The 23,350-nt window shown below is 59.0% G+C and carries 25 protein-coding genes; 24 read left to right on the top strand and 1 reads right to left on the bottom strand.

Annotated features, from left to right (window positions below):
* Positions 1–17: 17 nt before the first annotated feature.
* On the bottom strand, positions 18–1,001 hold the full coding sequence (locus tag ACZ5IU_RS13760; protein ID WP_464418289.1) for a TRAP transporter substrate-binding protein: 984 nt from the start codon (positions 999–1,001) through the stop codon (positions 18–20).
* 285 nt (positions 1,002–1,286) lie between these two features.
* On the opposite strand from ACZ5IU_RS13760, the gene panB reads away from it, so the two are divergent.
* The 24 genes from panB (at position 1,287) to ACZ5IU_RS13880 (ending at position 23,300) form a co-directional block, all read left to right on the top strand.
* Positions 1,287–2,141: a 3-methyl-2-oxobutanoate hydroxymethyltransferase gene (gene panB / locus ACZ5IU_RS13765; RefSeq protein ID WP_464418291.1), complete on the top strand. Its 855-nt coding sequence runs from the start codon at positions 1,287–1,289 to the stop codon at positions 2,139–2,141.
* A 132-nt stretch (positions 2,142–2,273) separates the two neighbouring features.
* Positions 2,274–3,485, top strand: a complete 1,212-nt coding sequence (locus ACZ5IU_RS13770; protein WP_464418293.1) for a pyridoxal phosphate-dependent aminotransferase — start codon at positions 2,274–2,276, stop codon at positions 3,483–3,485.
* 180 nt (positions 3,486–3,665) lie between these two features.
* Positions 3,666–4,223 (top strand): bifunctional pyr operon transcriptional regulator/uracil phosphoribosyltransferase PyrR, encoded by a 558-nt coding sequence (gene pyrR, locus ACZ5IU_RS13775; RefSeq protein WP_464418295.1) that lies wholly within the window; start codon positions 3,666–3,668, stop codon positions 4,221–4,223.
* Entirely contained in the window at positions 4,216–5,001 is a 786-nt protein-coding gene (locus ACZ5IU_RS13780; protein WP_464418297.1) for an iron-sulfur cluster-binding protein, read from the top strand. The genes pyrR and ACZ5IU_RS13780 overlap by 8 nt, the downstream gene beginning before the upstream one ends.
* On the top strand, positions 4,979–5,911 hold the full coding sequence (locus ACZ5IU_RS13785) for a dihydroorotate dehydrogenase (RefSeq protein WP_464418299.1): 933 nt from the start codon (positions 4,979–4,981) through the stop codon (positions 5,909–5,911). The genes ACZ5IU_RS13780 and ACZ5IU_RS13785 overlap by 23 nt, the downstream gene beginning before the upstream one ends.
* Positions 5,912–5,926: 15 nt before the next feature.
* Positions 5,927–6,646 (top strand): orotidine-5'-phosphate decarboxylase, encoded by a 720-nt coding sequence (pyrF, locus tag ACZ5IU_RS13790; RefSeq protein WP_464418301.1) that lies wholly within the window; start codon positions 5,927–5,929, stop codon positions 6,644–6,646.
* The gene (gene pyrE / locus ACZ5IU_RS13795) at positions 6,628–7,218 is read left to right on the top strand and encodes an orotate phosphoribosyltransferase (protein ID WP_464418303.1); all 591 of its coding nucleotides are present in this window, start codon (positions 6,628–6,630) and stop codon (positions 7,216–7,218) included. Before pyrF ends, pyrE begins: the two co-directional genes overlap by 19 nt.
* A gap of 107 nt (positions 7,219–7,325) precedes the next feature.
* Positions 7,326–8,189 (top strand): branched-chain amino acid ABC transporter permease, encoded by an 864-nt coding sequence (locus tag ACZ5IU_RS13800; RefSeq protein WP_464418305.1) that lies wholly within the window; start codon positions 7,326–7,328, stop codon positions 8,187–8,189.
* Positions 8,190–8,207: 18 nt separating this feature from the next.
* On the top strand, positions 8,208–9,158 hold the full coding sequence (locus tag ACZ5IU_RS13805; protein ID WP_464418307.1) for a branched-chain amino acid ABC transporter permease: 951 nt from the start codon (positions 8,208–8,210) through the stop codon (positions 9,156–9,158).
* A complete protein-coding gene (locus ACZ5IU_RS13810) occupies positions 9,155–9,916 on the top strand; it encodes an ABC transporter ATP-binding protein (protein WP_464418309.1) in 762 nt (253 codons plus the stop codon). The genes ACZ5IU_RS13805 and ACZ5IU_RS13810 overlap by 4 nt, the downstream gene beginning before the upstream one ends.
* Positions 9,913–10,638 (top strand): ABC transporter ATP-binding protein, encoded by a 726-nt coding sequence (locus ACZ5IU_RS13815; RefSeq protein WP_464418311.1) that lies wholly within the window; start codon positions 9,913–9,915, stop codon positions 10,636–10,638. The genes ACZ5IU_RS13810 and ACZ5IU_RS13815 overlap by 4 nt, the downstream gene beginning before the upstream one ends.
* A 48-nt stretch (positions 10,639–10,686) precedes the next feature.
* The gene (locus tag ACZ5IU_RS13820; protein WP_464418313.1) at positions 10,687–11,904 is read left to right on the top strand and encodes an amino acid ABC transporter substrate-binding protein; all 1,218 of its coding nucleotides are present in this window, start codon (positions 10,687–10,689) and stop codon (positions 11,902–11,904) included.
* Positions 11,905–11,933: 29 nt separating this feature from the next.
* A complete protein-coding gene (locus tag ACZ5IU_RS13825) occupies positions 11,934–12,629 on the top strand; it encodes an AroM family protein (RefSeq protein ID WP_464418315.1) in 696 nt (231 codons plus the stop codon).
* Positions 12,630–12,637: 8 nt separating this feature from the next.
* Positions 12,638–13,579 (top strand): aspartate carbamoyltransferase catalytic subunit, encoded by a 942-nt coding sequence (locus ACZ5IU_RS13830; protein ID WP_464418317.1) that lies wholly within the window; start codon positions 12,638–12,640, stop codon positions 13,577–13,579.
* 106 nt (positions 13,580–13,685) lie between these two features.
* Positions 13,686–15,062, top strand: a complete 1,377-nt coding sequence (gene allB / locus ACZ5IU_RS13835) for an allantoinase AllB (protein ID WP_464418319.1) — start codon at positions 13,686–13,688, stop codon at positions 15,060–15,062.
* 44 nt (positions 15,063–15,106) lie between these two features.
* The gene (locus ACZ5IU_RS13840; protein WP_464418321.1) at positions 15,107–15,490 is read left to right on the top strand and encodes a hypothetical protein; all 384 of its coding nucleotides are present in this window, start codon (positions 15,107–15,109) and stop codon (positions 15,488–15,490) included.
* Positions 15,491–15,576: 86 nt separating this feature from the next.
* Complete coding sequence (locus tag ACZ5IU_RS13845; RefSeq protein ID WP_464418323.1) at positions 15,577–15,966, top strand: hypothetical protein; 390 nt, start codon at positions 15,577–15,579, stop codon at positions 15,964–15,966.
* 145 nt (positions 15,967–16,111) lie between these two features.
* Positions 16,112–16,783, top strand: a complete 672-nt coding sequence (locus ACZ5IU_RS13850; RefSeq protein WP_464418325.1) for a GntR family transcriptional regulator — start codon at positions 16,112–16,114, stop codon at positions 16,781–16,783.
* An 82-nt stretch (positions 16,784–16,865) separates the two neighbouring features.
* Positions 16,866–17,897, top strand: a complete 1,032-nt coding sequence (locus tag ACZ5IU_RS13855; protein ID WP_464418327.1) for a thiamine pyrophosphate-dependent dehydrogenase E1 component subunit alpha — start codon at positions 16,866–16,868, stop codon at positions 17,895–17,897.
* A gap of 16 nt (positions 17,898–17,913) precedes the next feature.
* Positions 17,914–18,888 carry an alpha-ketoacid dehydrogenase subunit beta gene (locus ACZ5IU_RS13860; RefSeq protein WP_464418329.1) on the top strand — a complete coding sequence of 325 codons (975 nt, stop codon included), beginning with the start codon at positions 17,914–17,916 and terminating at the stop codon, positions 18,886–18,888.
* A 156-nt stretch (positions 18,889–19,044) separates the two neighbouring features.
* The gene (locus ACZ5IU_RS13865) at positions 19,045–20,118 is read left to right on the top strand and encodes a DctP family TRAP transporter solute-binding subunit (protein ID WP_464418331.1); all 1,074 of its coding nucleotides are present in this window, start codon (positions 19,045–19,047) and stop codon (positions 20,116–20,118) included.
* 61 nt (positions 20,119–20,179) lie between these two features.
* Positions 20,180–20,650 carry a TRAP transporter small permease gene (locus ACZ5IU_RS13870; protein ID WP_464418333.1) on the top strand — a complete coding sequence of 157 codons (471 nt, stop codon included), beginning with the start codon at positions 20,180–20,182 and terminating at the stop codon, positions 20,648–20,650.
* Positions 20,651–20,661: 11 nt separating this feature from the next.
* Entirely contained in the window at positions 20,662–21,960 is a 1,299-nt protein-coding gene (locus ACZ5IU_RS13875) for a TRAP transporter large permease (protein ID WP_464418335.1), read from the top strand.
* A gap of 32 nt (positions 21,961–21,992) precedes the next feature.
* A complete protein-coding gene (locus tag ACZ5IU_RS13880; protein WP_464418337.1) occupies positions 21,993–23,300 on the top strand; it encodes a dihydrolipoamide acetyltransferase family protein in 1,308 nt (435 codons plus the stop codon).
* Positions 23,301–23,350 lie beyond the last annotated feature (50 nt).

A 23,350-nucleotide genomic window follows, 5' to 3' on the forward strand; every position in this document is an offset into this window, starting at 1 on the left:
GCGTCCGGTGAGTCGAACTATTTCTGGGCGTTGATCAGATCCTGGATAATTTCCTTTCCGACCTTTCCCTCGAACTCCTTGTAGACCGGCTGGACGGCTTCAGCCCATTTTGCCTTGTCGGGGACGGTGACCTGCATCCCCTTTGTCTTGAGGTCGTCCACGAGGCGCTTTTCCATGTCGATGCAATACTGTCGCTCCCACTTTCGGGACGCCAGTTCGCACTCCTGGAAGATTTTCCGCTGTTCGTCGGAGAGTTTCTTCTCCCAGAAATCCTTGTTGACAAGCAGAATCGCCGGGGCGTAGAAGTGTCCGGTCAGGGCGAGGTACTTCTGGACCTCGTAGAATTTCGACGTATAGATGATGACGAGCGGATTCTCCTGACCGTCGACGATCTTCTGCTGCAGAGCGGTGAAGAGCTCGCCGAACGGCATCGGAGTCGGATAGGCGCCGAGCGTTTTGAACGTTCCGACGTGGATCGGGTTTTCCATAAGGCGGATCTTGAGACCTTTCAGATCCTCAGGAGTGGCGACAGGTTTCTGCGAGTTCGTGAGCATCCGGAATCCGTTTTCCCAGATTCCGAGTCCGATGATGTTTTTCGGAGCCAGCGAGTCGAGAATCTTCCGCCCCTGCGGGCCGTCCATCCAAGCGTATGCCTTTTCCCGGTCCACGATGATGAACGGGAGGTCGAAGACGAGGAAGCTGTTCGTGAAATTCGCGAGCGGAGCGGAGGAAACCAGCGTCATTTCGATCGTTCCCATCGAAACTCCTTCGATGACGTCCCGCTCGGATCCCAGTTGCGACGAGTGGAAGATCTGCATCTCGATCTGTTCCCCGGATTTTTCCTTCAGAAGCGTCGCGAAGTGTTCGAGCCCCTTCTGGTAATGAGAGTCCGGAGCGATCGTATGCCCTATCCGGAGGACGATCTTGTCGGCCGCGAAGGCGCTTCCGAGGGAAAGAACCAGGAACAGGGCCGTGACGACGGCGAACAGAACTTTTCTCATGATATCACCCTCCTGAAACGATTTGTGGACTTATGCCGAATCAAAGAAAGCTGCACCTGCGAACGATCCAATGTCGCGGCAACGATCGCCTCCCTTTGCAATCTGGCATTTGCGCGAGAATTGCGTATAATCTGTGCGGTCATGATACAACTCCCGATGCGCGAGTACAACATTCGCTCCTTGTGTTCCGAAAAAACAGGTGCTAAGGTGTTCATGCGGAATGTCCTGAAGAAAGAAAACACTTCGGACGGAACCAAAATACGACCCGAAAGGGGAGGGACGGACGTGGCGAAGAAGAGAACGCGGTTGGACTTCGTCGAGATGAAGAAGAATGGAGACAAGGTAGCCTGGGTTACGGCGTACGACTACCCCATGGCGACCTTCGCGGAAGCGGCCGAGATGGATATGATCCTTGTCGGGGACTCTCTCGGAATGGTCGTCCTCGGCTATCAGGGGACCATTCCCGTCACGATGGAAGACTGCATCAGCCATTGCAAGGCTGTCCGGCGCGGAGCTCCGAATACCTTCGTCGTCGGGGACATGCCGTTCATGTCCTATCAGATCTCCGACGAGGATGCGGTGTACAACGCGGGGCGCTTCCTCAAGGAGGCCGATTCCGACGCCGTGAAACTCGAGGGCGGCAGACGGGTTCTTTCCCGGATCGAGGCGATTGCCAACGCCGGCGTCCTCGTCATGGGGCACATCGGGTTGACGCCGCAGAGTTCCGGGCAGCTCGGCGGGTTCAAGGCACAGGGACGCGATCCAGATAGCGCGCGCGAGCTGATCCACGACGCGATCGCAATCCAGAAGGCCGGGGCATTCGCACTTCTTCTCGAAGCGGTTCCCCCGGAGCTGACCGAATATATCTCGAAGAAGCTCACGATTCCAGTCTATTCGATCGGAGCGGGGTTGCCGTGCGACGGTCAGCTCCTGATCTGCGGTGACATGCTCGGGCTGTTCCAGGCGTTCACGCCGAAGTTCGTCAAGAAGTACGCGAACGTGGCGGAAATCGAGGTCAACGCCTTCAAGGAATATGTCCAGGACGTCAAGACGGGGAAGTTCCCGACGGACGACCACGTGTATCATATCCTGAAGGGCAAGGAAGAGGATTTCGCCCATATGCTCAGGGAGTTCGACTAGAAGACGTCATATGTGTCCCGGCGGCGGTCCGGTTCCGGGCTGCCGCCTTTTTGTAACGCAACGTGCCGCACGTGATACGGCAGGATTCCGCGCGGCACGTCGGACCACGTCGACCTGAGGAGGTTCCCGGAAATGGAGTTTTCACAGCGTATCCTGAATATGCAGGCCTCTCCGATCCGCCGCCTGATTCCATACGCGGAAGAGGCGAAACGCAAGGGCCGGAAGGTCTACCATCTGAACATCGGGCAGCCCGATATCGTCACGCCTCCCTCATTCTTCGAGGCGCTCCGCGATTTCCGGAGCAGCGTCCTGGCGTACGCCCCGTCTGAAGGGATCCCCGAGCTCATCGATGCGATCAGGGGATATTACAGAAAGTATGACGTCGAGCTCGAACGACGCCACATCCTCGTAACGGACGGCGCGAGTGAGGCGATCGTCTTCGCGTTTACGGCGATGTGCGATCCCGGTGACGAAATCCTCATCCCCGAGCCGTTCTACGCGAATTACAACCCGTTCGCGGAGTCGGTGAGTGCGCGGATCGTTCCGATCACGACGAGGGCCGAGGAGGGGTTTCACCTTCCACCGGCGCAGGCGATCGAAGCGAAGATCACGCCCCGGACAAAGGCGATCGTGCTCTGTCATCCAGGAAATCCGACGGGGACGATCTACACGCGCGAAGAGATGGAGATGGTCGCGGAGCTCGCGGCAAAGCACGATTTTTTCATCGTCGCCGATGAGGTCTACAGGGAGTTCGTGTATGACGGGGTTCCGTACCGCAGCTTCGCCTCGTTCGAAGAGATCGGGGACCGTGTCGTGATCATGGACTCCATCTCGAAGAGGTACAGCGCCTGCGGAGCCCGCGTAGGCTGTCTGATCAGCCGAAACGCGGAGTTCGTGCATCAGGTCCTGAAGCTGTGCCAGGGTCGGACAAGCGCGCCGACCATGGACCAGATAGGGGCCGTTGCACTGTACGGAACGCCACAGGGCTATCTCGACGACGTCCGGACGGAATACCAGCGGCGCAGGGACACGATGTACCATGCGCTGAAGTCGATGCCGGGGGTCGTCTGCGAAGAGCCGAAGGGAGCGTTCTATGCGGTTGTGAAACTCCCCGTGGATGACGCGGAGCGTTTCATCATCTGGATGTTGCGGGAGTTCGACGTCAACGGCGAGACGGTTATGGCGGCGCCGGCCGAGGGATTCTACGCGACCCCCGGACTCGGAAAGGACGAAGTCCGGCTGGCGTACGTCCTGAAGAACGAAGACCTTATCCGTGCGATGGATGTCCTCCGGCAGGGGCTTCTTGCGTACCCGGGAAGGACAGGTCCCGTTGTCGCAGGATAATGCAACCGCTTGCATAAAAATGCTCTCCATGGTACACTCGTCCGCGTGAGATTCCGGGAGGGAGAGAGCGGCAATGAAAAGCGTCATCCGCGAGAAGCTTTCCCTTCGTATTCGTCGCGATGGTCGAACGGCCACGCCCTCTGTCGGGCCGGCCGTTTTTTTGTACGGAGGGGATGTCGTGTGACGGTCCACGAGAAGGCGGTCATTATGGAAGCCGACGATATGGAGCGCGTCCTCCGAAGGATTGCGATCGAGATCGTCGAGAGAAACAAGGGGCTTTCGGACGTGGTCCTGCTCGGAGTACAGCGTCGCGGAGTGACGCTTGCCCACAGGCTTCGCGATATTTTCCGACAGACGGAAAAAGCCAGGGTTCCGACGGGGGAACTCGACATCACGCTCTACCGGGATGATATCGCGATGCTCCGCGATCAGCCCGTCCTTCACAGCACATCGATCCCTGCTGACCTGACGGGGAAGCGCGTCATTCTCGTCGACGACGTCCTGTATACTGGGCGGACGGCGCGGGCGGCGCTCGATGCGATTATGGATCTCGGACGTCCGGAGATCGTGCAGCTCGTGATCCTGATCGACCGCGGGCATCGCGAACTTCCGATCCAGCCGGACTATATAGGGAAGAGCATTCCGACATCGCGGAGCGAGTCCGTGGATGTCCAGGTCACGGAGATCGACGGACAGGACCGCGTGATCATTTCGGACCGGAGTGATGCGAATGCATAGCGAATCGATTGCGGATCGTCGTGGTGCCGTCCTTTCGATTCTGGGATATGACGAACGTCTCTTCTCCATTCGTCTCGAGTGGGACTTCGAGGGCGACGTCATCCCCGGGCAGTTTGTGCTGCTTCGCTTTCCCGACCGGATGGACCCCCTTCTCGGACGGCCTCTCGCCATCGCGGAGAGTGAACCTGGGCGCATTCGTCTTCTCTTCCGCATCGTCGGACGAATGACGCGGGAGCTCTCGCTGCTTCAGGCCGGAACGGTACTTTCCATCCGCGGACCGGTTGGGAACGGATTCCCGATGGATTCCGGCAGAAAACGGATCTTCGTCGCGGGAACAACCGGTTTCGCGTCGATTCTTGCGGCATATCGCGGAACGCCCGACGGACTGAGGGCAGGTATCATCCTCGGAGTTCCCGACGTTTCGTGGCAGGCGTTCGCCGATGCGATGAGCGGCGAGATTCCGTCGCTCGCGGTGTTCTCCCAGGACGGACACTTCGGAAGATCAGGAACCGCGCTCGACGGCTTGCCCGATGTCCTTCCGCGGGATACGGATGTCTGGGCGTGCGGCCCGAGAGGAATGCTCGCTGCGCTGGTGAAAAAGTACCCGGACAGGGCGGGAGATATCCTGGTGAGCATGGAGCAACGGATGGCATGCGGCATGGGAGGGTGTCTCGGGTGCGCCGTTCCGACCCGGAACGGCAGGAAGCGTGTTTGTGTCGACGGCCCGGTTTTCCGAGCGGGGGAGGTTGAGTGGGATGTCCCTCGGGACGAGGATTGAGAGAATCGTCGGAGGCGTCCGGCTTTCGTCGCCGGTTCTGATTTGCTCGGGGGTCTGGCCGTTCGATCCGTGGCTCTGGGATCGGGAGACGCTTTCCGGCGTCGGCGGCGTCTGTACGAAGGCCGTGACGGCCCGACCGCGTTCGGGCAACGAGGGGATCCGCGTCTGGGAAACGCCATGCGGCGTCCTCAACAGCATCGGGTTGCAGAACTGCGGCGTCGATGTCTTTCTCGACCGGTATCTTCCGATGATATCGAAAAGTGGAATACCATTTCTCGTCAATGTCGCCATGGAGACGGAAGACGAGGTAAAGCATACGCTCGGGCTTCTATCCGACCATCGCGAGGACATCCCGGGCATCGAGCTCAATATCTCGTGTCCGAACGTCGCATGTGGCGGCATGAGCTGGGGGGTTTCCGCCGACGGCGCGTCGCGTGCGGTCGAAGCCGCCCGCGAGTCCTGGCAGGGTCCTCTCTGGGTCAAGCTGACGCCGCAGATGCGCGAACCCCGCGACATCGTGAAAGCTGTCGAAGACGCCGGGGCGGATGCACTGGTCGTCGCGAACACATGGCTCGGTATGGCGATCGACGTCGAGCGGGCAACGCCGGTTTTCCGGAGGGTGTTTGCCGGTCTTTCGGGTCCGGCCATATTTCCGCTCGCGCTCCGATTGGTTTGGGAGATCGCAGGGTATGCCAGAATCCCGATAATCGGATGCGGCGGCGTTACGACGCCGGATGACGCCATCGCCATGCTTCAGGCGGGCGCCCAGGCAGTCGAGATCGGGGCCGCGATCTTCCGTTCGATGGATACCCCGGAAACAATCTGTCGCGGCATTGAGGAATATCTCGACTCTCGCGGTCTCGACGACGTCGGTTCGATCGTGGGAATGGCGCGGCCCGGAGGCCGCTGAAGAGGAGGAGAACAGATGACGGAACGTGTCCCGCTCATACTCGCTCTCGATGTCGCGACGCCGGATTCGGCACTTGGCGTTCTGGACGAAATCGGCGACGCGTTGTCCCATATCAAGATCGGACATCAGCTCTACGCGCTCGGCGGTTTGCCCTTCGTCCGTGATGTCATGCGGCGCGGATATCGCGTCTTCCTCGATCTCAAGCTGCACGACATCCCCAATACCGTCAGGATGGCCGTCGATGTCCTTGCCGGCGAGGGGCTCTGGGCTCTGACGCTGCACAGTTCGGGCGGACGTTCGATGATGCGTGCTGCGCGGGACGTCGTGGACGCGAAAGGCGTCGACATGATGCTGCTTGGCGTGACCGTCCTCACGAGTCTCGACGAAGGGGAATGGAGCGAGGTTCATCCGGGGTGCCCCATGAGCGACGCGCTCGCGAGGCGCGCCTCGTGCGCAAGAGATGCCGGAATGCACGGGATCGTGTGCTCGCCGTCGGATCTTCCGGTCGTTCGCGCCGCAGCGGGATACGGAATCGCAACGGTGGTTCCGGGCGTTCGTTTCGAAACGGGAGGCGACGACCAGTCCCGGACGGGAACGCCGCGCGAGACGATCGCCGCCGGCGCCGATTATCTCGTCGTCGGGCGACCCATCCTCGGGGCGGCGGACAGGAACGAAATGATAGCGAAGATCGCACAAGACATACGGGAGGGATTTTCATGTCGGAAAAGGATGTAGAGCAAAAGACGCTGGAACTCGTCCGCGAGAGCGGAGCGCTTCTCGAAGGGCACTTCCTTTTTACCTCGGGGCTTCACAGTCCGTTTTACTTCCAGTGCGCTCTCCTGCTTCGGTATCCGCGGAACGCGGCCTATACGGGCGAGCAGATCGCAAGGCGTCTCGAGGCGTTCAAACCCGATATCGTGGTGTCGCCCGCGATGGGCGGCGTCATCATCGGACATGAAGTGGCGCGGTATCTCGACGTCCCCTTTCTCTTCTGCGAGCGGGAGGACAATCACATGAAGCTGCGGCGTTTCCCGTTCTTCGAGGGCAAGCGTGCCGTCGTCGTCGAGGACGTCATCACGACGGGCGGCTCCGTTCTCGAGGTCGGCACCCTGCTTCAGGAGAAGGGGGCGGAGTGGCTCGCCACGGCCTGCATCGTCGACAGAAGCGCCGGGAAACGGCTCGTCCTCAAGGAGCCCCCGATCTCGCTGTGCAAGGTGTCGTTCCCGGTCTTCGATCCGGCGGACTGCCCCCTGTGCCGGCAGGGACTGGCGCTCGTCAAGCCCGGGAGCAGGCAACTGAAGTATTGATCTCGTATTCCCGGAGTACGAGTTTCAGCTTTCGACCGCCACGGGCGTTCACCGGTCCGTGGCGACCCGCACACGTGCGGGATACCCGGTGAAGGGGGTGGCTCCCGGTGGAGCTGCAGCTTGTCTGTAACGCACTGCTTCTCGGAGGAGTCTATGCGCTCATGGGCGCGGGCTTTTCCCTGCAGTGGGGCATCAGCGGCATCATCAACCTGGCCTACGGGGCCATGGTCATACTCGGCTCGTATCTTTCGATGGTTCTCTTCAACGCGTTCGGCGTCGATCCGTTTCTCGGCATACCCCTGTCCGGTCTGGTGCTCTTCGTCCTCGGGGCGATGATCTATAGAGGGATCCTGCAACCCCTGAGCCGCGGCGGCATGGTGTTCACGCTCATTCTCACCTTCGCCGTCCGGTTGGTTCTCGAGAATTTCATGCTCGTTCTCTGGTCGGCCGACTATCGGACGATCAGGGTTCCCTACGGAGGCGTGAGCTTCGATTTCCTCGGTGCCCACATCCCGCTCGTCAGGCTGCTTGCCTTTATCGTCGCCATGGTTACGGTCTTCCTGCTGTACATGTTCATGAAACGGACGAAGACCGGCAAAGGCATCCAGGCGGTGGCGCTCGATCGGGTCGGGGCGCAGGCCGTGGGAATCGACATCCAGCGGATGTATCTCGTGAATTTCGCGCTCGGATCCGCGCTCGCAGGCGGGGCGGGGGCGCTGTGGGCCAGTATCTACAGCTTCTCGCCGCATCTTGTCGGCATGATTGTCGGAAAGGTGTTCATCATCGCGATTCTCGGCGGACTCGGGAATATCTGGGGAGCCGCGGCCGGCGGAATTCTCCTCGGCATCGCCGAAACCGCTGGCGTCTCGTTCTTCGGCGCGGAATGGCAGGAGTCCCTCGGTATGGTCATTATGGTCGCGGTGCTGCTCTGGAGGCCGTACGGTCTTCTGGGCAGGAAGTTCTTCGCGTAGGTCGGGGCGGTGACGTCGATGACGAAAAAGCACATTCCGGTCCTGATCGGTGCGCTTGCGCTCCTCGTTTCGCTCCCGGTGGTTCTCTCCGGGTATTGGGCCCGTGTTCTCACGGTCATGTTCATGTACGGAGTCATCGCCCAGGGCATCAACCTGATGTCCGGGTTCATGGGGTACGTCCCGTTCGGAAACGCCATGTTCTTCGCGGTCGGCGGCTATGGCACGGCTGTCGCCATGGGGGCCGGAATTCCGTTCTTCCTGACGCTTCCGATCGCAACGGCGGTCAGCGTCGCGATCAGCATTCTCATCGGACTGCCGGTTTTACGGCTCCGCGGGCACTACTTCGCCGTGGCGACGATCGGAGTCTCCGGCGCGCTGATGTCCGTCGTGCAGAACGTTGAGTTCACGGGAGGCGCGATGGGGACGACGCTGCCGATCCTGAACGCGACGCCGGCGCAGGCGTCTGTCTTTTTCTACTTCGCGATGCTCGTTCTTCTCGTGCTTGCGAACGCCGCAACGGCCCTGATCCTGCGAAGCCGCTTCGGGTTCGGAATCCGGGCGATCAGGGCGAACGAGGATGCGGCGAACTCCATGGGTATCAACACGACGCTCTGCAAGGTCGTCAACTGGGGCATCAGCGCCGCGATCACGAGCCTCGCGGGGTCGATTTACGCGTACTGGATGTCGTTCATCTCCCCGGACGAAATGTTCAATGTCATGATCGCCGTGAACGCGATCGTAATCCTGCTCGTCGGCGGTCTCGGAACCGTGCTCGGTCCCACAGTCGGAGCGATTCTCTTCCAGTTCGTTTCCGAAGTCGCGTGGAGCAGTTTCGGCCACTATCACCTCGCGGTCCTCGGGATTGCGACGATCGTCATCGTCGCGCTGATCCCGAACGGATGCGTGGGGCGCTTCGCCGAGCTCCGGAGGAAGAGGCTCGAGGGAAAAGCGGAGGGGGGATCGCTGTGATCGGGGATTCCGTGATTCTTCGGGTGGATTCTCTCGTCAGGGATTTCGGCGCGCTGCGCGCGACGAACAACGTGAGCTTCGAGGTGCGGCGAGGGGAAATCGTCGGTCTGATCGGCCCGAACGGCGCCGGAAAGACGACGATCACGAATCTGGTGACGGGAGCGCTTCCGAAGACATCCGGGAGTGTTTTCCTCAAGGGAGAGGACATCACCGGTCTGAAGCCGTACCAGATCGCGCGGAAGGGACTCGCGAGAACATTCCAAGTCGTGAAGCCGCTTCAGGGAATGACGGTCGCGGAGAACGTCATCGTCGGAGCCCTGTTCGGCGGGGACGGGCGCAAGCGGGATGTCGCGAGCGCGGTCGCCAGGACGGAAGACATTCTCTCGCTCGTCGGGCTGGAGAAGAAGAAGGATTTCCCGGTCAACGCCATCACGCTGCCGGATCTCAAGCGGATGGAATTCGCACGGGTGCTCGCGATGGAGCCGGAAGTCGTCTTTCTCGACGAGGTCATGGCGGGGCTCAACCCGGCCGAAGTGAGCGATGCGGGAGAGCTCGTCAAGCGGCTCAGGACGGAAAAGAACCTGACGATCGTCTATATCGAGCACATCATGAAGGCCGTCATGAACATGTCGGACCGGATCATCGTGCTCCACCACGGCGAGAAGATCAGCGAGGGAACGCCGCAGGAGGTCGTCTCCGACCAGCGGGTCGTCGAAGCCTATCTTGGAAAGAGGTACGCGGGAAAATGCGGGATATGACCGGAGAGACACTTCTGAGTGTCCGGAATCTGTCGACGGGGTACGGGGCGATCCAGGTGCTCTGGGATGTAAATCTCGACATCCGCGAAGGAGAAATCGTGTGTGTCGTCGGCGCGAACGGCGCGGGAAAGAGCACGCTGCTCAACACGCTTCTCGGGATGGTTCCTGCATGGTCGGGAAGCATATCGTTCGCCGGGACTGACATCACGGGGCTTTCGGGACCGAAGCGGGTCGCGATGGGGATGGGATTCGCTCCGGAAGGGAGACATCTCTTCTATGGTCTCTCGGTCGAGGACAATCTCCTTATGGGAGCCTACCAGCGTCCGAACGACTCCTCGGTCCGCGAGGACCTGGACTATGTCTATTCGGTGTTCGAAGCTGTATCCAGCCACAGAAACCGGCTTGCGGGAAATCTCTCCGGAGGGGAACAGCAAATGTGCGCGATCGGTCGCGCGCTCATGGCGCGCCCGAAACTTCTCGTCATCGACGAACTGTCGCTCGGGCTGGCGCCCGTGATCGTCGACGACCTGATCCGGATCATCTCGGCGCTCAGGAGGGAACGCGGAATCGGCATCCTGCTCGTCGAACAGGATGTCCAGGTCGCGCTCGATCTCTCTGACCGAGGATACGTCGTAGAATCGGGGCGAGTCACGCTCGAAGACACCAGCGAAAACCTCGGGTGCAACGGTCACGTCAAGGCCGCATATCTTGGTATTGCGTGACCTTCCTGAAAGAGAAGGACAACGCGGAAAAAGAAGGGAGAGAGTGTGATGAGAAAGGTTCTGACTCTGGCTGTAGTGTGCGCGTTCCTTTTTGTGGCGATCGGGGCGGTGTTCGCGGAGGATGTCATCAGGATCGGCGTGGCCGTTTCGATGACCGGGAAGCTTGCATACGAAGGAACGCAGGTCAAGATGGGGTACCAGGTCTGGGAGAAACACGTCAATGACAACGGCGGAATCAAGGTCGGAGAGAAGCGCTACAAGGTTCATATGATCTACCTCGATGACGAGAGCGACGCGGTGCGCGGCGCGAAGTTGACCGAAAAACTGATCACCGAAGACAAGGTGCAGTTCCTGATGGGGCCGTATTCGAGCGCAGTCACGTTCGCGACGAGCGCCATCGGCGAAAAGTACGGCATTATCACGATCGCGCCCGAAGCGAACGCGACGAAGATCTATGAACGCGGGTACAAAAACATCTTCTCGATCCTTCCTCCGGCGACGCTGCTGATGGACCCGATCGCCGAGGTCGCGAAGAAGGTGACCCCGAAACCGCAGACGGCTGCGATCATTTCCGCCAACGATCTCTTCCCGCTGAGCTGCGCCGAAGGCTTCAAAAATTCGCTCGAAAAGGCCGGAATCAAGGTCGTGCTTTTCGAAAAGTATCCCGCGGGCGCGACCGATATATCGAGTCTCCTGACGAAGGTCAAGTCTGTGAATCCCGATATTCTCGGGTTGGCGGGGTATACTGCCGATTCTCTGATGCTCATGCGGCAGAGCAAGGAGCTCAAGCTCAATCCGAAGATGTACGCGATTTCGGTGGGCGTCATGGTCGAGGGATTCATCAAGGAACTCGGCGCCGATGCCGAATACGCGATCGAGGGCGAGTGGTGGATTCCCGCCATGAAGCTGAAGGATCCCGTGTTCGGGACGACTGAAGACTACGTCAAAGCATGCCGCGCGATGTTCGGCGAGACGTATACGCCGGGCTACCACGCGGCGAGCGCGAGCGCGGCGGGAAGCCTGCTGCAGCTTGCCGTTGAGAAGGCCGGGTCGATCGAGACCGACAAGGTTCGAGGTGCGCTCAGGGGCATGGATCTCGAACTTTCGACGTGGCCTGGGGTCAAGTTCGACGAGAAGGGGCAGAACATCAAGACGATTCACCCCGCGATCCAGATCCAGAAGGGGAAGTTCGTTACGGTGTACCCGGAAGAGTCGAAGCAGAACGACGTGATCTACCCCGCCCCGGCGTGGGAAGAGCGAAAGTAGTTCTTTCCGAGGGCGAGGAAGACGCGCGCATGATCCGGATCGCCGCTGTCACGATAGGGCAGTCTCCCAGAACCGAGATCACCACCCCGATGAGGAAAATCCTCGAAGAGGGAGTGTCTCTCGTGGAGTACGGTCTCCTCGACGACGCGACCGAGGAAAGGCTCTCTCATCTCTCGAAGACGGCGGAATGTCCGAGGGAAGCGGTGGTGTACGTGACGCGTCTTCGGGACGGACGTTCGGTACGGATGGTGAAATCCGACATCGTCGCGATGCTGCGGTCGACGCTCGGAAAGATTCGTGACGAGGGCCTCTCGACGGCGTTGATTCTCTGTCAGGGAGAGTATCGCGAGGCGGCTCTCCCCGGAATGAATCTCCTCCATCCCATGAAACTCGTCAGAGGTATCGTGGACGCGTTTTTGCCCGCCGGGCGTCTCGGGGTCATCGTCCCAGTCAGGGAACAGGAGGCCCTCAAGAAAACAGAGTGGGAGAGGGAAGGACGAGAGCTTTTGATCACGACGGGATCCCCTTACGGGGATCCCGTTTTTCTTGACGAAGCCGCAGAGTCGTTGCGCGGCCGGATCGATGCGGTCGTCCTCGACTGTCTGGGATTTACCGTCGCGATGAGGAGACGAGTGGCGCGAATCGTATCCCGTCCCGTCTTTCTGCCCGGGACTGTGGTCGCTTCCGTTCTGAGGGAAGCGTATGGAACTGACGAAGGAGACTGAAAGAACATATGACCTGGAACCGGAAGCATGTCGTCACGATCGAGAGCATGTCGCGGGAAGAAATCCTGACCGTTCTCAGTGTTGCTGGCGAATACCGCAGGGAAGCGATGAACCGCAAACCGGCCCCGCATCACGACACTCTGAAGGGATTCACGGCTGTCAACATGTTCTTCGAGAACAGCACGCGGACGCGAATCTCGTTCGAACTCGCGGAAAAGCGTCTCGGGATGAACGCCATCGACTTCAACGCCCCCGCGAGCAGCCTTTCGAAGGGAGAATCATTCGAGGACACTCTCAGAACGGTAAATGCCATGAACGTCGATGTCCTTGTCCTGCGGCATCCCGTCAACGGAAGCGCCCGGAAAGCGACGGAGTACTTCGACGGATCCGTGATCAGCGGAGGGGACGGGACGCACGCCCATCCGACTCAGGCGCTCCTCGACGCCCTTGCCCTGAAGGAACGCGTCGGAACGCTCGAGGACCTCAAGGTTGCAATCGTCGGTGATATCCTTCACAGTCGCGTCGCTTCGTCACAGGCGTGCATTCTCCGGAAACTCGGCGCCAGAGTGTATCTTGCTGGGCCGTCCGCTTTTCTTCCCGGAGCATTCAGAGAAGAGTGGGGTGTCGAAGGTGTCTTCCATACGCTTGAGGAAGCGCTTCCCGGAATGGATGTCCTCTCTTTGCTCCGTGTCCAGAAAGAGCGCATGTGCGAGGCTGAAATTCCTTCGTTCGAGGAGTATTATCGGCAATGGGGAATTACTTCGGACCGTCTGCGCCGGACGGGAAAGAAAACGTTCGTCATGCATCCGGGCCCGATAAACAGGGGCGTCGAGCTCTCCGGTGATGTCGCCGACTGCGGCGATTCTCTGATTCTCGATCAGGTGGCGTGCGGTGTTGCGGTCCGTATGGCGCTTCTCAGTCTTGTGCTCGGCGGAGACGTCCGGGAGTGATTCCCCGGCGGGAGCGACAGGTCTATCGGTCGGAACGAAGGTTTGCTATGCTGTAGCGAAACGACTGGCGTCCCCCTCGACCCGGTCCTGAAGAAGGAGGCTGCGAATGTTCGATCTCGTTGTCAGAAGAGGCGCCGTCTGTCTGGGCGAAGATGCCCCGGTTGTCTGTTCCCTCGGAATCCGGAACGGTGTCGTGGCGGCTATTACGCTCGACGACATCGAAGGGAGAGAAATCATCGATGCCGAAGGAAAGATGGTTCTTCCCGGAACCGTCGATCCGCACGTTCATATCAGGGCTCCCGGACACGATGAACGAGAGACGTTCCACTCCGGAACGTGCGATGCCGCCGCTGGCGGCGTCACAACGATCATGGAGATGCCGATCTCTTCGCCGCCTCCCTATTCGCCGGGAGTTGTCGAGGCGCGTATGCGCCTGGCCGCATCGGAATCCGTCGTCGATGTCGCGTTTTTCGGCGCGGCGGGAATGGATCGGATCGATTCGATCGTTCCGTGTTCGAAATCGGGAATCGTCGCCTTCAAGACCTTTCTCCATGAAGCGCCGAAAGGACGCGAAGCCGAGTTCGTAGGCCTGACCGCGCCCGATACGCCCGATCTCTATGAGGTCATGAGGAAAATCGCGGAATCCGGAGGTATCGGCGCCTTTCACGCGGAAAACAACGCCATGATCCAGCGCAACATCCGAAACATGACCGCCGCGGGACAGACGACTCCAAAGGACCACGAACGTTCCCGTCCTCCGATCTGCGAGATCGAAGCCACGGCGAAGGTTCTGCTCTTTGCCGAGGAAACCGGAGCGACCGTCGAGATCTGTCACATTTCCACCCCGCGCGCTGTCGAGCTTGTGAACGAGGCGCGTGCACGCGGAGTCCGCGCGTTTGCCGAGACGTGTCCGTCGTATCTGTTTCTCAACACGGACGCACTCGACCGGTTCGGTCCGTTCGCCAAGTGCAACCCCCCGGTCCGGAGCGAGAAAGAGCGCAAGGGTATGTGGGAATTCGTCCGCGACGGCAGCATCGACTTCATCGGAAGCGATCATGCGCCGTACACTGAGGAAGAAAAACTGAAGGGGGATGGAAACATCTTCATTCCTCCTGCGGGATTTCCTGGGCTCGGAACTCGCCTTCCGCTCATGTACACGGCTGTCCGCGAAGGGAAGATATCTCTGCGGCGTATGATCGAGCTGATCTGCACGAACCCGGCGAAGGTATTCGGGCTTTATCCGAAAAAGGGTATCATTGCGCTCGGGGCCGATGCGGATTTCGTCCTGATCGATCCTGAACGCGAAGAGACGATCTCGAAAGACGAGATGTTCACCCGGTGCCGCGCGAGCGCGCGCGTCTTCGACGGATGGAGGGTCTTCGGAAAGCCGGAGCGGACGATCGTTCGGGGCAGGACAGTGTTCGCGAACGGAAAGATCACGACGGAACCGGGATGGGGAAAGATTGCCCGCCGTTTCGCATAACGGGGACGCCCGACCATGTCTCTGAATTTTTCGGAGCAGTCGACGTGAGGCTGCGAATCGTCAGAGGACGGACTGCGTCGGCAGGAGCGGCGCTCTCCGTTCTCATTCTCATTCTGGTTTTTGCCTGGCTCCGGAGTCGCCCTGAAGAGGAACGCTCACCGGCTCCAAAATCAGCGGAGGCAGAGTATCTTTTGTCGTTCGGTCGCGAGCTTTGCAATTCCGTACGATCATCACTTGAATCACTTCCCTCGCACGATCGTCGAACCGTCGAGAAAGGGCTGCGAAACCTCGAAATCGCGCTCGAAGCACTTGAAAAAGCCGTCGGAAGTCCTGCCGAACGTGTCGCCGCGGAACACGTCGTCGCGGTGCTTCGCGAGACGACCAGCGGCGATATTCCGAAAACGGAAGGACTGGGCGAACACAAATGAATCCGGAAACTCGGAAATGCGCACGTGACGTGTTTGATGTTCTCAAGACTCATATGTCGATTCAGGATGAGCTCTTTCGGCCTACGATGCGAAAAATCATCAGAATTCCGGGCTTCTATCGTCCCGTTCCGTACGACGAGAGACGAGACGCGTTACGGAAACTCTCGGAAGAACTGCTGGAGATACGTACGCGCATCAGGGGCATGAAGCCGGAAGGGGACACCGAGAACGGCCGGTTCCTGATATCGTTGCGAGCCTATTGTTCCTCGCTCTCCGAGGCGATCCTGGCGCTTTCGGACATCTGCGGCAGACTTGCGGACAAAAGCCACGGAGGAGACTATCCGCGCGCTTCATACGAGAAAGAGGTCGATGCCTTTCGCGCGCTTGAAGCGAAATCCATGGAAATCGGAAAAACCCTGAACCGACTGAACAGGAAAGACGCCTCCGGAAAGACCGCAGCAGATATCTCCAGATAGAACTGACTTGAAGTTTCTCCTCCGCCACATTTCTCACCTCTGATTCAAAAGAAGCGGTTGACAAAAAGACGCGCTATTTATACATTTATTGTATGGAGGTTGTATATTACTTGTATACACCCCCCACGGGAGGATGAAAGTTTTCATGATCAAAAGAAAAAAAGAACTCGCATACGAGTGGATCAAAGAGAGGCTGTTGCAGAATCCCGGAATAGATATATCCCGACTTTCCGAAAATTCTCTGTCAGTCGAGCTCAACATGAGCAGAACCCCGATCCGGGAAGCTCTTCTCCAGCTTCAGGCGGAGGGGTTCATCGATATTCTTCCGAACAGGGGAATCGTGATTCCGGACGTATCCATCCGCGAGGTGAACGAAACATTCGCCTTGAGGATGGCTCTTGAAGAATTCGTCGTCAGAGAGATAGCCCGAACCCTTCCGGCCGAATGGATGGACCGTATCGACAGGAACCTGGAGTTTCAGAAGGGAGCGATGGCACGTTCCGATGTGACGGAGTACCTCGTCCACGACCGGACGTTCCACGATCTTTTTCTGGACAGGTACGCCAATTCCCTCATCAACAATGTCGCCCGTCGCATTCGCGAACGATTCTTTTCTGTTGGGCTGAATGTTCTCCGGTGTAGCGGTTCGGTCCGGAGATCCTTTCAGGAGCATTGCGCCATCGCCGACGCATTGCGCCGCGGTGACCCGGACCGGGCTGCCGCCGCGATGCACCAGCATCTGCTTACAGGGAAAGCCAACATTCTTTTCTGGCAGGAACATGAACAATTGAGAGAGGATTTTCCGGGGCATTCCTGAAGCTCATCTCTTCGGGGGCGCCGGTTTTTTTCGATATCGCTTCGCCTCGGGCGGGCGACGGAAATGAAAGGAGAGGGCGACGATGTGCGCGAAAGGGGAATGGAGAAGGCCGCAGGTTCCGCTCGGGGAGTATGGGGCGGAGAAGTTGCGGTGGTTCTACGAGACGATGGTGCTGATCCGGAACTTCGAGCTGAAGGTCGAAGAGAACTTCTTTGCGGGGGAGATCCCTGGATTCGTGCATCTGTACATCGGTGAAGAAGCCACGGCGACGGGCGTGATGGGGAATCTCCGGAAGACGGACTACATCCAGAGCACGCACCGGGGGCACGGACACACGCTGGCCAAGGGAGCGGACCCGAAGCGGATGATGGCGGAAATCTTCGGGAAAAAGACGGGCTACTGCAAGGGCAAGGGCGGCTCGATGCACATCGCGGACTTCAGCGTGGGAATGCTCGGGGCGAACGGCGTCGTCGGAGGCGGCTTCACGATGGTCACCGGAGCGGGGCTCGCGCAGAAAATGCAGAAAACGGACGGCGTCTCGGTCTTCTTCTTCGGAGACGGAGCGTCGAACCGCGGGACCTTCCACGAAGCGATCAACATGGCGGCCGTCTGGAAACTGCCGGTGCTCTTCGTCTGCGAAAACAACCAGTTCGCATCCACGACGCCCTACCGGACCACCACCTCGGTCGACGACATCGCGGACCGGGCGCAGGGATACGGCATCCCCGGAGTCATCGTCGACGGCAACGACGTCTTCGCGGTCTACGAAGCGGCGGGCGACCTCATCGAACGGGCGAGGCGAGGGGAAGGCCCGGCCATCCTGGAAACGAAAACCTACCGGATCAAGGGACACTTCGTCGGCGACCCGGAGAAATACCGGACGAAAGAAGAAGTGCAGAACGTCTTCGACGCCACCGACCCGATCCCGACATTCGAAAAGAAAGTCCTCGAAGCGGGCGTCATGACGCGGGAAAACCTCGACGCGATGAAAGCGGAAGCGGTCAGGACAATCGGCGAAGCCATCGAATACGCGCGGCAATCCCCGGAACCCGACGCGTCGGAACTCTACACGGACCTCTACGTTCCGGCCCCTGCGGGCGCAGAGACACGGTGAAACGGAGACAACGACAATGAGAACGATATCATTCGCACAGGCGACGCTCGAAGCGATGGAAGAGGAAATGACGCGCGACGGAAGCGTCTTCGTCATGGGAGAAGACATCGCGCGGCAGGGAGGCATCTTCGGACAATTCAAGGGACTGCCGGACAAATTCGGCAAAGAGCGGGTCATCGACACGCCAATCAGCGAAACGGCCATCGTCGGCGCGGCGATAGGGGCGGCGCTCGCGGGAATGCGGCCGGTGGCGGACATGCACTTCGCGGACTTCATGGGCGTGTGCTTCGACGAAATCTTCAACCAGATGGCGAAAATCCACTACATGTTCGGGGGCCAGAAAAGCATCCCGATGGTCCTCCGGGCGCCGGACGGAATGATCAACCAGGCTGCGGCGCAGCACTCGCAATCCGTCGAGGCGTTCTTCGCGCACATCCCGGGCCTCAAAGTCGTCATTCCGTCCAACCCGGCGGACGCGAAAGGACTGCTCAAGGCTGCGATCCGGGACGACAACCCGGTCATCTACTTCGAACACAAGGGACTCTTCTCGATGAAAGGCGACGTTCCGGACGGGGACTACGTCACGCCGATCGGCAAGGCGAACGTCGTTCGGGAGGGAAAGGACGTCACGCTCGTCTCGTACTCGATGATGATGAACCACGCGATCAAGGCGGCGGACGAACTGGAAAAGGGCGGAATCTCGGTCGAACTGATCGACCTCAGGAGCGTCTCTCCGATCGACGAAGAGACGATCCTGACATCTGTGGCGAAGACGACGCGGCTTGTCATCGCGCACGAAGCGGTGAAGCGGTGCGGCGTCGGTGCCGAGATCGCTGCGATCGTCGCCGAGAAGGCGATCGGCTGCCTCGACGCTCCGATCGTCCGCGTCGGGTCGCCGTTCACTCCGGTGCCGTTTGCGAGGATTCTGGAAAAGGAATACCGCGTTACCGCCGAAACGATCGTTGCCGGGGTTCGCAAGGTTTTTGCGTAAAGCGCGTTCGGGATATTTCGTTCAGGTGCGTCCAAAAACAAACCTGGCGGTGGCACTCCGTTTTCAAAGGAAACCGGAGGTGATGCGCGGGAAGAGGATGCGTTGAATCGCAAAGCAAGGCGAACACCATCTATTTCATCACAGGGGGGAATCACTATGCGGAAGGGAATAGCTCTGGTTATTGCAACGGCTCTGTTGTGCGCGCTCGCAGTGCCGGCGGTCGCGGCTGGATACAAGGACGAGTACAAGATGGACGTTGTTCCGGGACCTGCAACGGCGTGGGGCATGGGAGCGCAGTATTTCGCCGATCTCGTGAAAGAGAAGTCCGGCGGCAAGATCAACATCAAGGTCTATTTCGGTTCCCAGCTCTCCGCGGGAAAGCAGACGTCAGCGTTCCTCCTTCTCAGGAACGGAGCGATCGACTTCGCGCTGCAGTCCGTCATCAACTGGTCTCCGCAGGTTAAGGAACTCAACCTGACCGCTATGCCGTTCTTCATCGCATCGCGTCCCGATCGTTTCAAAGCCGTCGATGCGATCAAGGCGGGGAAATCAGGGAAGATGCTTATTGACGCCATCGAGAAAAAGGGCGTCAAGTTCCTCGGCTGGGGTGAAAACGGTTTCCGCGAACTCACGAACAGCAAACGCCCCGTCACTTCCCCCGCTGACCTCCAGGGGTTGAAGATCCGGGTCGTCGGAAGCCCGATCTACATCGACATCTACAACGCACTCGGCGCGAACCCGATCAACATGAACTGGGCGGAGGCCACGACGGCCTTCCAGCAAGGCGTCGTCGACGGTCAGGAAAATCCAATCAGCATCTTCTTCCCGCTCAAGATTTACGAATACCACAAATTTGTGACCGATTGGCACTATGTCATCGATCCGCTTCTGCTCTGCGTTAACCCCGATGTCTGGAAATCCTTCCCGGAGCAGGATCGGAAGATGCTTCAGGAGTGCGTTGATCTGGCGTCGAAGTATCAGATCGCGATCGCACGGGTCGGCCTCGACGGCGATATTTCCCTCAAGTACCTTCAGAGCATCGGCAAGGTTCCCGAGATCACGAATCCGTATGCGGCGCTCGAGAAGGCCGGAATGACTGTCACGAAGCTGACGCCCGAACAGATCAAGGCGTTCGCCGAGAAGACGAAGCCGGTTGCCGAGAAGTGGCGCAAGGAACTCGGCGAAGAGCTTATCAAGGCCGCCGAGGAGGATATGGCGAGCGTAAAGTAGCACGATACTGCATGAAGGCGAGGGAGGAATCCCTCGCCTTCGGAGAAGGGGATATTGAGCCATGCTGAAGAAGATCTGGGATCACCTTGAAGAGCTTATCGGATCGATCATGGTGTTTGTGATGGTCTCCGTGGCTTTTGTGAACGTTGTCGTCCGGTATCTGACATCATATTCCTTTTCGTTCTCCGAAGAACTCGAAGTCAACCTGTTCGTCTGGTGCGTCCTCCTCGGTACCGCCATGGCGTTCAAACAGGGAGCGAACCTGAGCCTGACGATGTTTTACGATCTTTGCCCGAAATCCGTAAGAAAACTCCTCTTCATCCTTTCAACAGTCGCCTCGATTATTTTCTTTGGTGTGTTGGCATACATGGGATATCTCGAGGTCGCGGATGAAGTCGCCCTTGGGGTCATTACCGAGTCTCTCGGCATACCCGTGTATTTCTATACCGTTGCGACCCCGCTCGTCTCCGCGCTGATCGTCATACGCATTCTCGAAGCGGCGGTAGCGACGATTCGAAAAAATGACTATTAGGAGGGCCGGCAATGACTGACTTCTTTACTGATCCGGCATTCTGGACGCTTATTCTCTTTCTGTGCCCTCTTGTCATAAAGATCCCGATAGCCGTGGCTCTCGGAGGTGCGTCATTCGTCACCGCGTGGTACTGGGGGCTCGGATTCCCGATGGTGTCATACAATTTCTTCGCAGGTATCGCGAAGTTCCAGCTGCTTGCGATTCCATTCTTCATCCTTGCCGGAGTCATTATGGAAAAGGCCGGGATTGCAGAGAGAATCATCACGTTCATCAAGGAAATCGTCGGTGACGTTACGGGCGGACTGGCTATCGCGACAGTGGCCGTCGCGACATTCTGGGGCGCGGTGAGTGGTTCGGGGCCCGCGACGGTCGCCGCCATAGGACTCATTCTGATTCCCGGAATGGTTCAGGGAGGGTACGACAAGCCGTTTGCGACGGCTGTGGTTTCCGTTTCATCCGGACTCGCCATCGTCATTCCTCCGAGCATCGCGTTCATAGTATATGGCGATCTCGCCCAGGTTTCCGTCGGGGCGCTCTTCGCGGCGGGAGTCATTCCGGGGATTGTCGTTGCCCTTTTCATCATGGGCGCTGTCTACCTTCATTCCCGGAAAAAAGGCTACAGGGGAGAGCCAAGGGGCGACTTCCGAGCTCTCTGGAAGGCTTTTCGGGATGCCCTCTGGGCGCTTTTCACGCCCGTCGTCATTCTCGGCGGAATCTACGGCGGCATCTTCACACCAACAGAGGCGGCCGCTGTGGCGGTTTTCTACGGATTGTTCGTCGGCGTCTTCGTGTACCGGACGATAACAGTCAAGGTTCTCTACCAGATACTCAGTTCGACTGTCGTCGGGACTGCCGTGGTCATGATAGTCGTGACCTGTGCGGGACTGTATTCCTGGGTAGGTGCCACAGTCGGCCTCATCGATAAGGCGGCAAAGGTACTCCTGAGCGTTTCGTCCGATCCCCGGATCGTGCTGCTTATGATCAATATCATTTTACTCTTTGCGGGTATGTTGCTCGACGCTATATCGATCTTTTACGTATTCCTTCCGATTCTTCTACCGATCATCGCGCATTTCGGATGGAATCCGATCTGGTTCGGCGTCATGATGACGATCAACCTCGCGATCGGACAGGTGACGCCGCCGGTAGCGGTGAATCTCTATGTCGGCGCGAACATCAGCGGACTCACGATGGAACAGATCGCGAAACCTGCGATCCCGTTGATTATCGCGTCTGTTATCGCGCTCGGCGTCATAACGGTGTTTCCGGCAATTACGACATTCCTGCCGACACTGTTAAAGCTCGGCTAAAGACGATTCTCAAGGCGAGAAGGAGGTTTCCCATGGCGTTTGCGGTCACGATGCCGAAGCTGGGTCTGACGATGTCCGCTGGCACCGTCGCTCAATGGCGCAAAAAGGAAGGGGATACCGTCGCGAAAGGAGAGATTCTCTTTGTCGTCGCGACGGATAAACTCACGTTTGAAGTCGAGGTCCAGGAAGGTGGAACGCTGCTTCAGGTTCTGGTTCCCGAGGGGAAGGAAGTCGCGGTCGGTGCACTTCTTGCGTATCTCGGCGAAAAGGGGGAGCTTGTGGGATCCGTTGCGGATTCCACTCCTGAAACGGTCACCGAAGTCCTCCGCGACGAGCTTCCGAACGGGGCGGCAAAGGGCGTTGCCCCGGGGGCGACACGGGTCTCCGCTTCTCCTCTTGCGAAGAAGGTCGCCCGCGAAACGGGAGTGACGCTCGTGGGCATCAAGGGAACGGGGCCGGATGGGATGGTCGTCCGCAGGGACGTCGAACTGGCACACCAGTCGGCGTCGCGCGTCAAGACGTCTCCGGTGGCGAAGAGGATCGCCGAAGACCTGGGAGTGGATGTTGCGTCGCTCGCGCGGAAAGACAGAATCATGAAGGCTGATGTCCTGGAAGCCGCGCCGCTTCCGCGAGAAGAGCCGCGGCTTCCAGGCGTTACGAAGCGGATCCCGGTTTCTCCGATGCGTCGTGTGATCGCCGACCGGATGTCGGAGAGTTCTCGTTCGATTCCTGTCGTGACCTACAACATGGAGACCGACTGCACCGGAATAACCGCTCTGAGAAACGCGCTCCGGGATCCGTTCTCGAAAAATGGGATTCGCCTGTCGTTCACGCATATCCTCATGAAGATCTGTGCGCAGGTTCTCGCCGAAATGCCAATGGCGAACGCCTCGATCGACGGAAACGAATTCGTGCTGCACGACGACGTCAACATAGGGATCGCAGTCGCCGTCGAGGGGGGCCTTCTGGTTCCCAATCTCAAGGGCGTCCAGACGAAGACGCTCTCGGAAATCGCGAGGGATACGGAGGTTCTCGTCGAAAAAGCGCGCTCCGGAAAGCTCCAGATGACCGATATGCAGGCGGGGACGTTCACGATCACGAACCTCGGGATGTTCGGAATCAACGACTTCACGCCGATCATCAATCCCCCGGAGGCGTGCATCATGGCCATGAATGCGATTGTGGACCGTCCCGTCGTCAGAGAGGGGCAGATTGTCGTTCGTCCGATGACGGTGATCGGAATCACTGCGGATCACAGGATCATCGACGGCGTCGATGCCGCAAGATTCCTCTCCCGCGTCAGGGAGCTCATGGAGAACCCGTACCTGCTTCTGGCGTAAGCCCGCTCGTTCATTTGTGACGACTCTCGAATCAAGGAGGTTCAGCGAAT

This window comes from Lactivibrio alcoholicus (assembly GCF_055390895.1).

Bases quoted from the DNA above. Each gene is read 5' to 3' on its own strand.
- ACZ5IU_RS13760 (WP_464418289.1), bottom strand. From the start codon at position 1,001: ATGAGAAAAGTTCTGTTCGCCGTCGTCACGGCCCTGTTCCTGGTTCTT.
- ACZ5IU_RS13770 (WP_464418293.1), top strand. From the start codon at position 2,274: ATGGAGTTTTCACAGCGTATCCTGAATATGCAGGCCTCTCCGATCCGC.
- ACZ5IU_RS13780 (WP_464418297.1), top strand. From the start codon at position 4,216: ATGCATAGCGAATCGATTGCGGATCGTCGTGGTGCCGTCCTTTCGATT.
- ACZ5IU_RS13785 (WP_464418299.1), top strand. From the start codon at position 4,979: ATGTCCCTCGGGACGAGGATTGAGAGAATCGTCGGAGGCGTCCGGCTT.
- pyrF (WP_464418301.1), top strand. From the start codon at position 5,927: ATGACGGAACGTGTCCCGCTCATACTCGCTCTCGATGTCGCGACGCCG.
- pyrE (WP_464418303.1), top strand. From the start codon at position 6,628: ATGTCGGAAAAGGATGTAGAGCAAAAGACGCTGGAACTCGTCCGCGAG.
- ACZ5IU_RS13805 (WP_464418307.1), top strand. From the start codon at position 8,208: ATGACGAAAAAGCACATTCCGGTCCTGATCGGTGCGCTTGCGCTCCTC.
- ACZ5IU_RS13815 (WP_464418311.1), top strand. From the start codon at position 9,913: ATGACCGGAGAGACACTTCTGAGTGTCCGGAATCTGTCGACGGGGTAC.
- ACZ5IU_RS13820 (WP_464418313.1), top strand. From the start codon at position 10,687: ATGAGAAAGGTTCTGACTCTGGCTGTAGTGTGCGCGTTCCTTTTTGTG.
- ACZ5IU_RS13825 (WP_464418315.1), top strand. From the start codon at position 11,934: ATGATCCGGATCGCCGCTGTCACGATAGGGCAGTCTCCCAGAACCGAG.
- ACZ5IU_RS13830 (WP_464418317.1), top strand. From the start codon at position 12,638: ATGACCTGGAACCGGAAGCATGTCGTCACGATCGAGAGCATGTCGCGG.
- allB (WP_464418319.1), top strand. From the start codon at position 13,686: ATGTTCGATCTCGTTGTCAGAAGAGGCGCCGTCTGTCTGGGCGAAGAT.
- ACZ5IU_RS13845 (WP_464418323.1), top strand. From the start codon at position 15,577: ATGCGAAAAATCATCAGAATTCCGGGCTTCTATCGTCCCGTTCCGTAC.
- ACZ5IU_RS13850 (WP_464418325.1), top strand. From the start codon at position 16,112: ATGATCAAAAGAAAAAAAGAACTCGCATACGAGTGGATCAAAGAGAGG.
- ACZ5IU_RS13855 (WP_464418327.1), top strand. From the start codon at position 16,866: ATGTGCGCGAAAGGGGAATGGAGAAGGCCGCAGGTTCCGCTCGGGGAG.
- ACZ5IU_RS13860 (WP_464418329.1), top strand. From the start codon at position 17,914: ATGAGAACGATATCATTCGCACAGGCGACGCTCGAAGCGATGGAAGAG.
- ACZ5IU_RS13865 (WP_464418331.1), top strand. From the start codon at position 19,045: ATGCGGAAGGGAATAGCTCTGGTTATTGCAACGGCTCTGTTGTGCGCG.
- ACZ5IU_RS13870 (WP_464418333.1), top strand. From the start codon at position 20,180: ATGCTGAAGAAGATCTGGGATCACCTTGAAGAGCTTATCGGATCGATC.
- ACZ5IU_RS13875 (WP_464418335.1), top strand. From the start codon at position 20,662: ATGACTGACTTCTTTACTGATCCGGCATTCTGGACGCTTATTCTCTTT.
- ACZ5IU_RS13880 (WP_464418337.1), top strand. From the start codon at position 21,993: ATGGCGTTTGCGGTCACGATGCCGAAGCTGGGTCTGACGATGTCCGCT.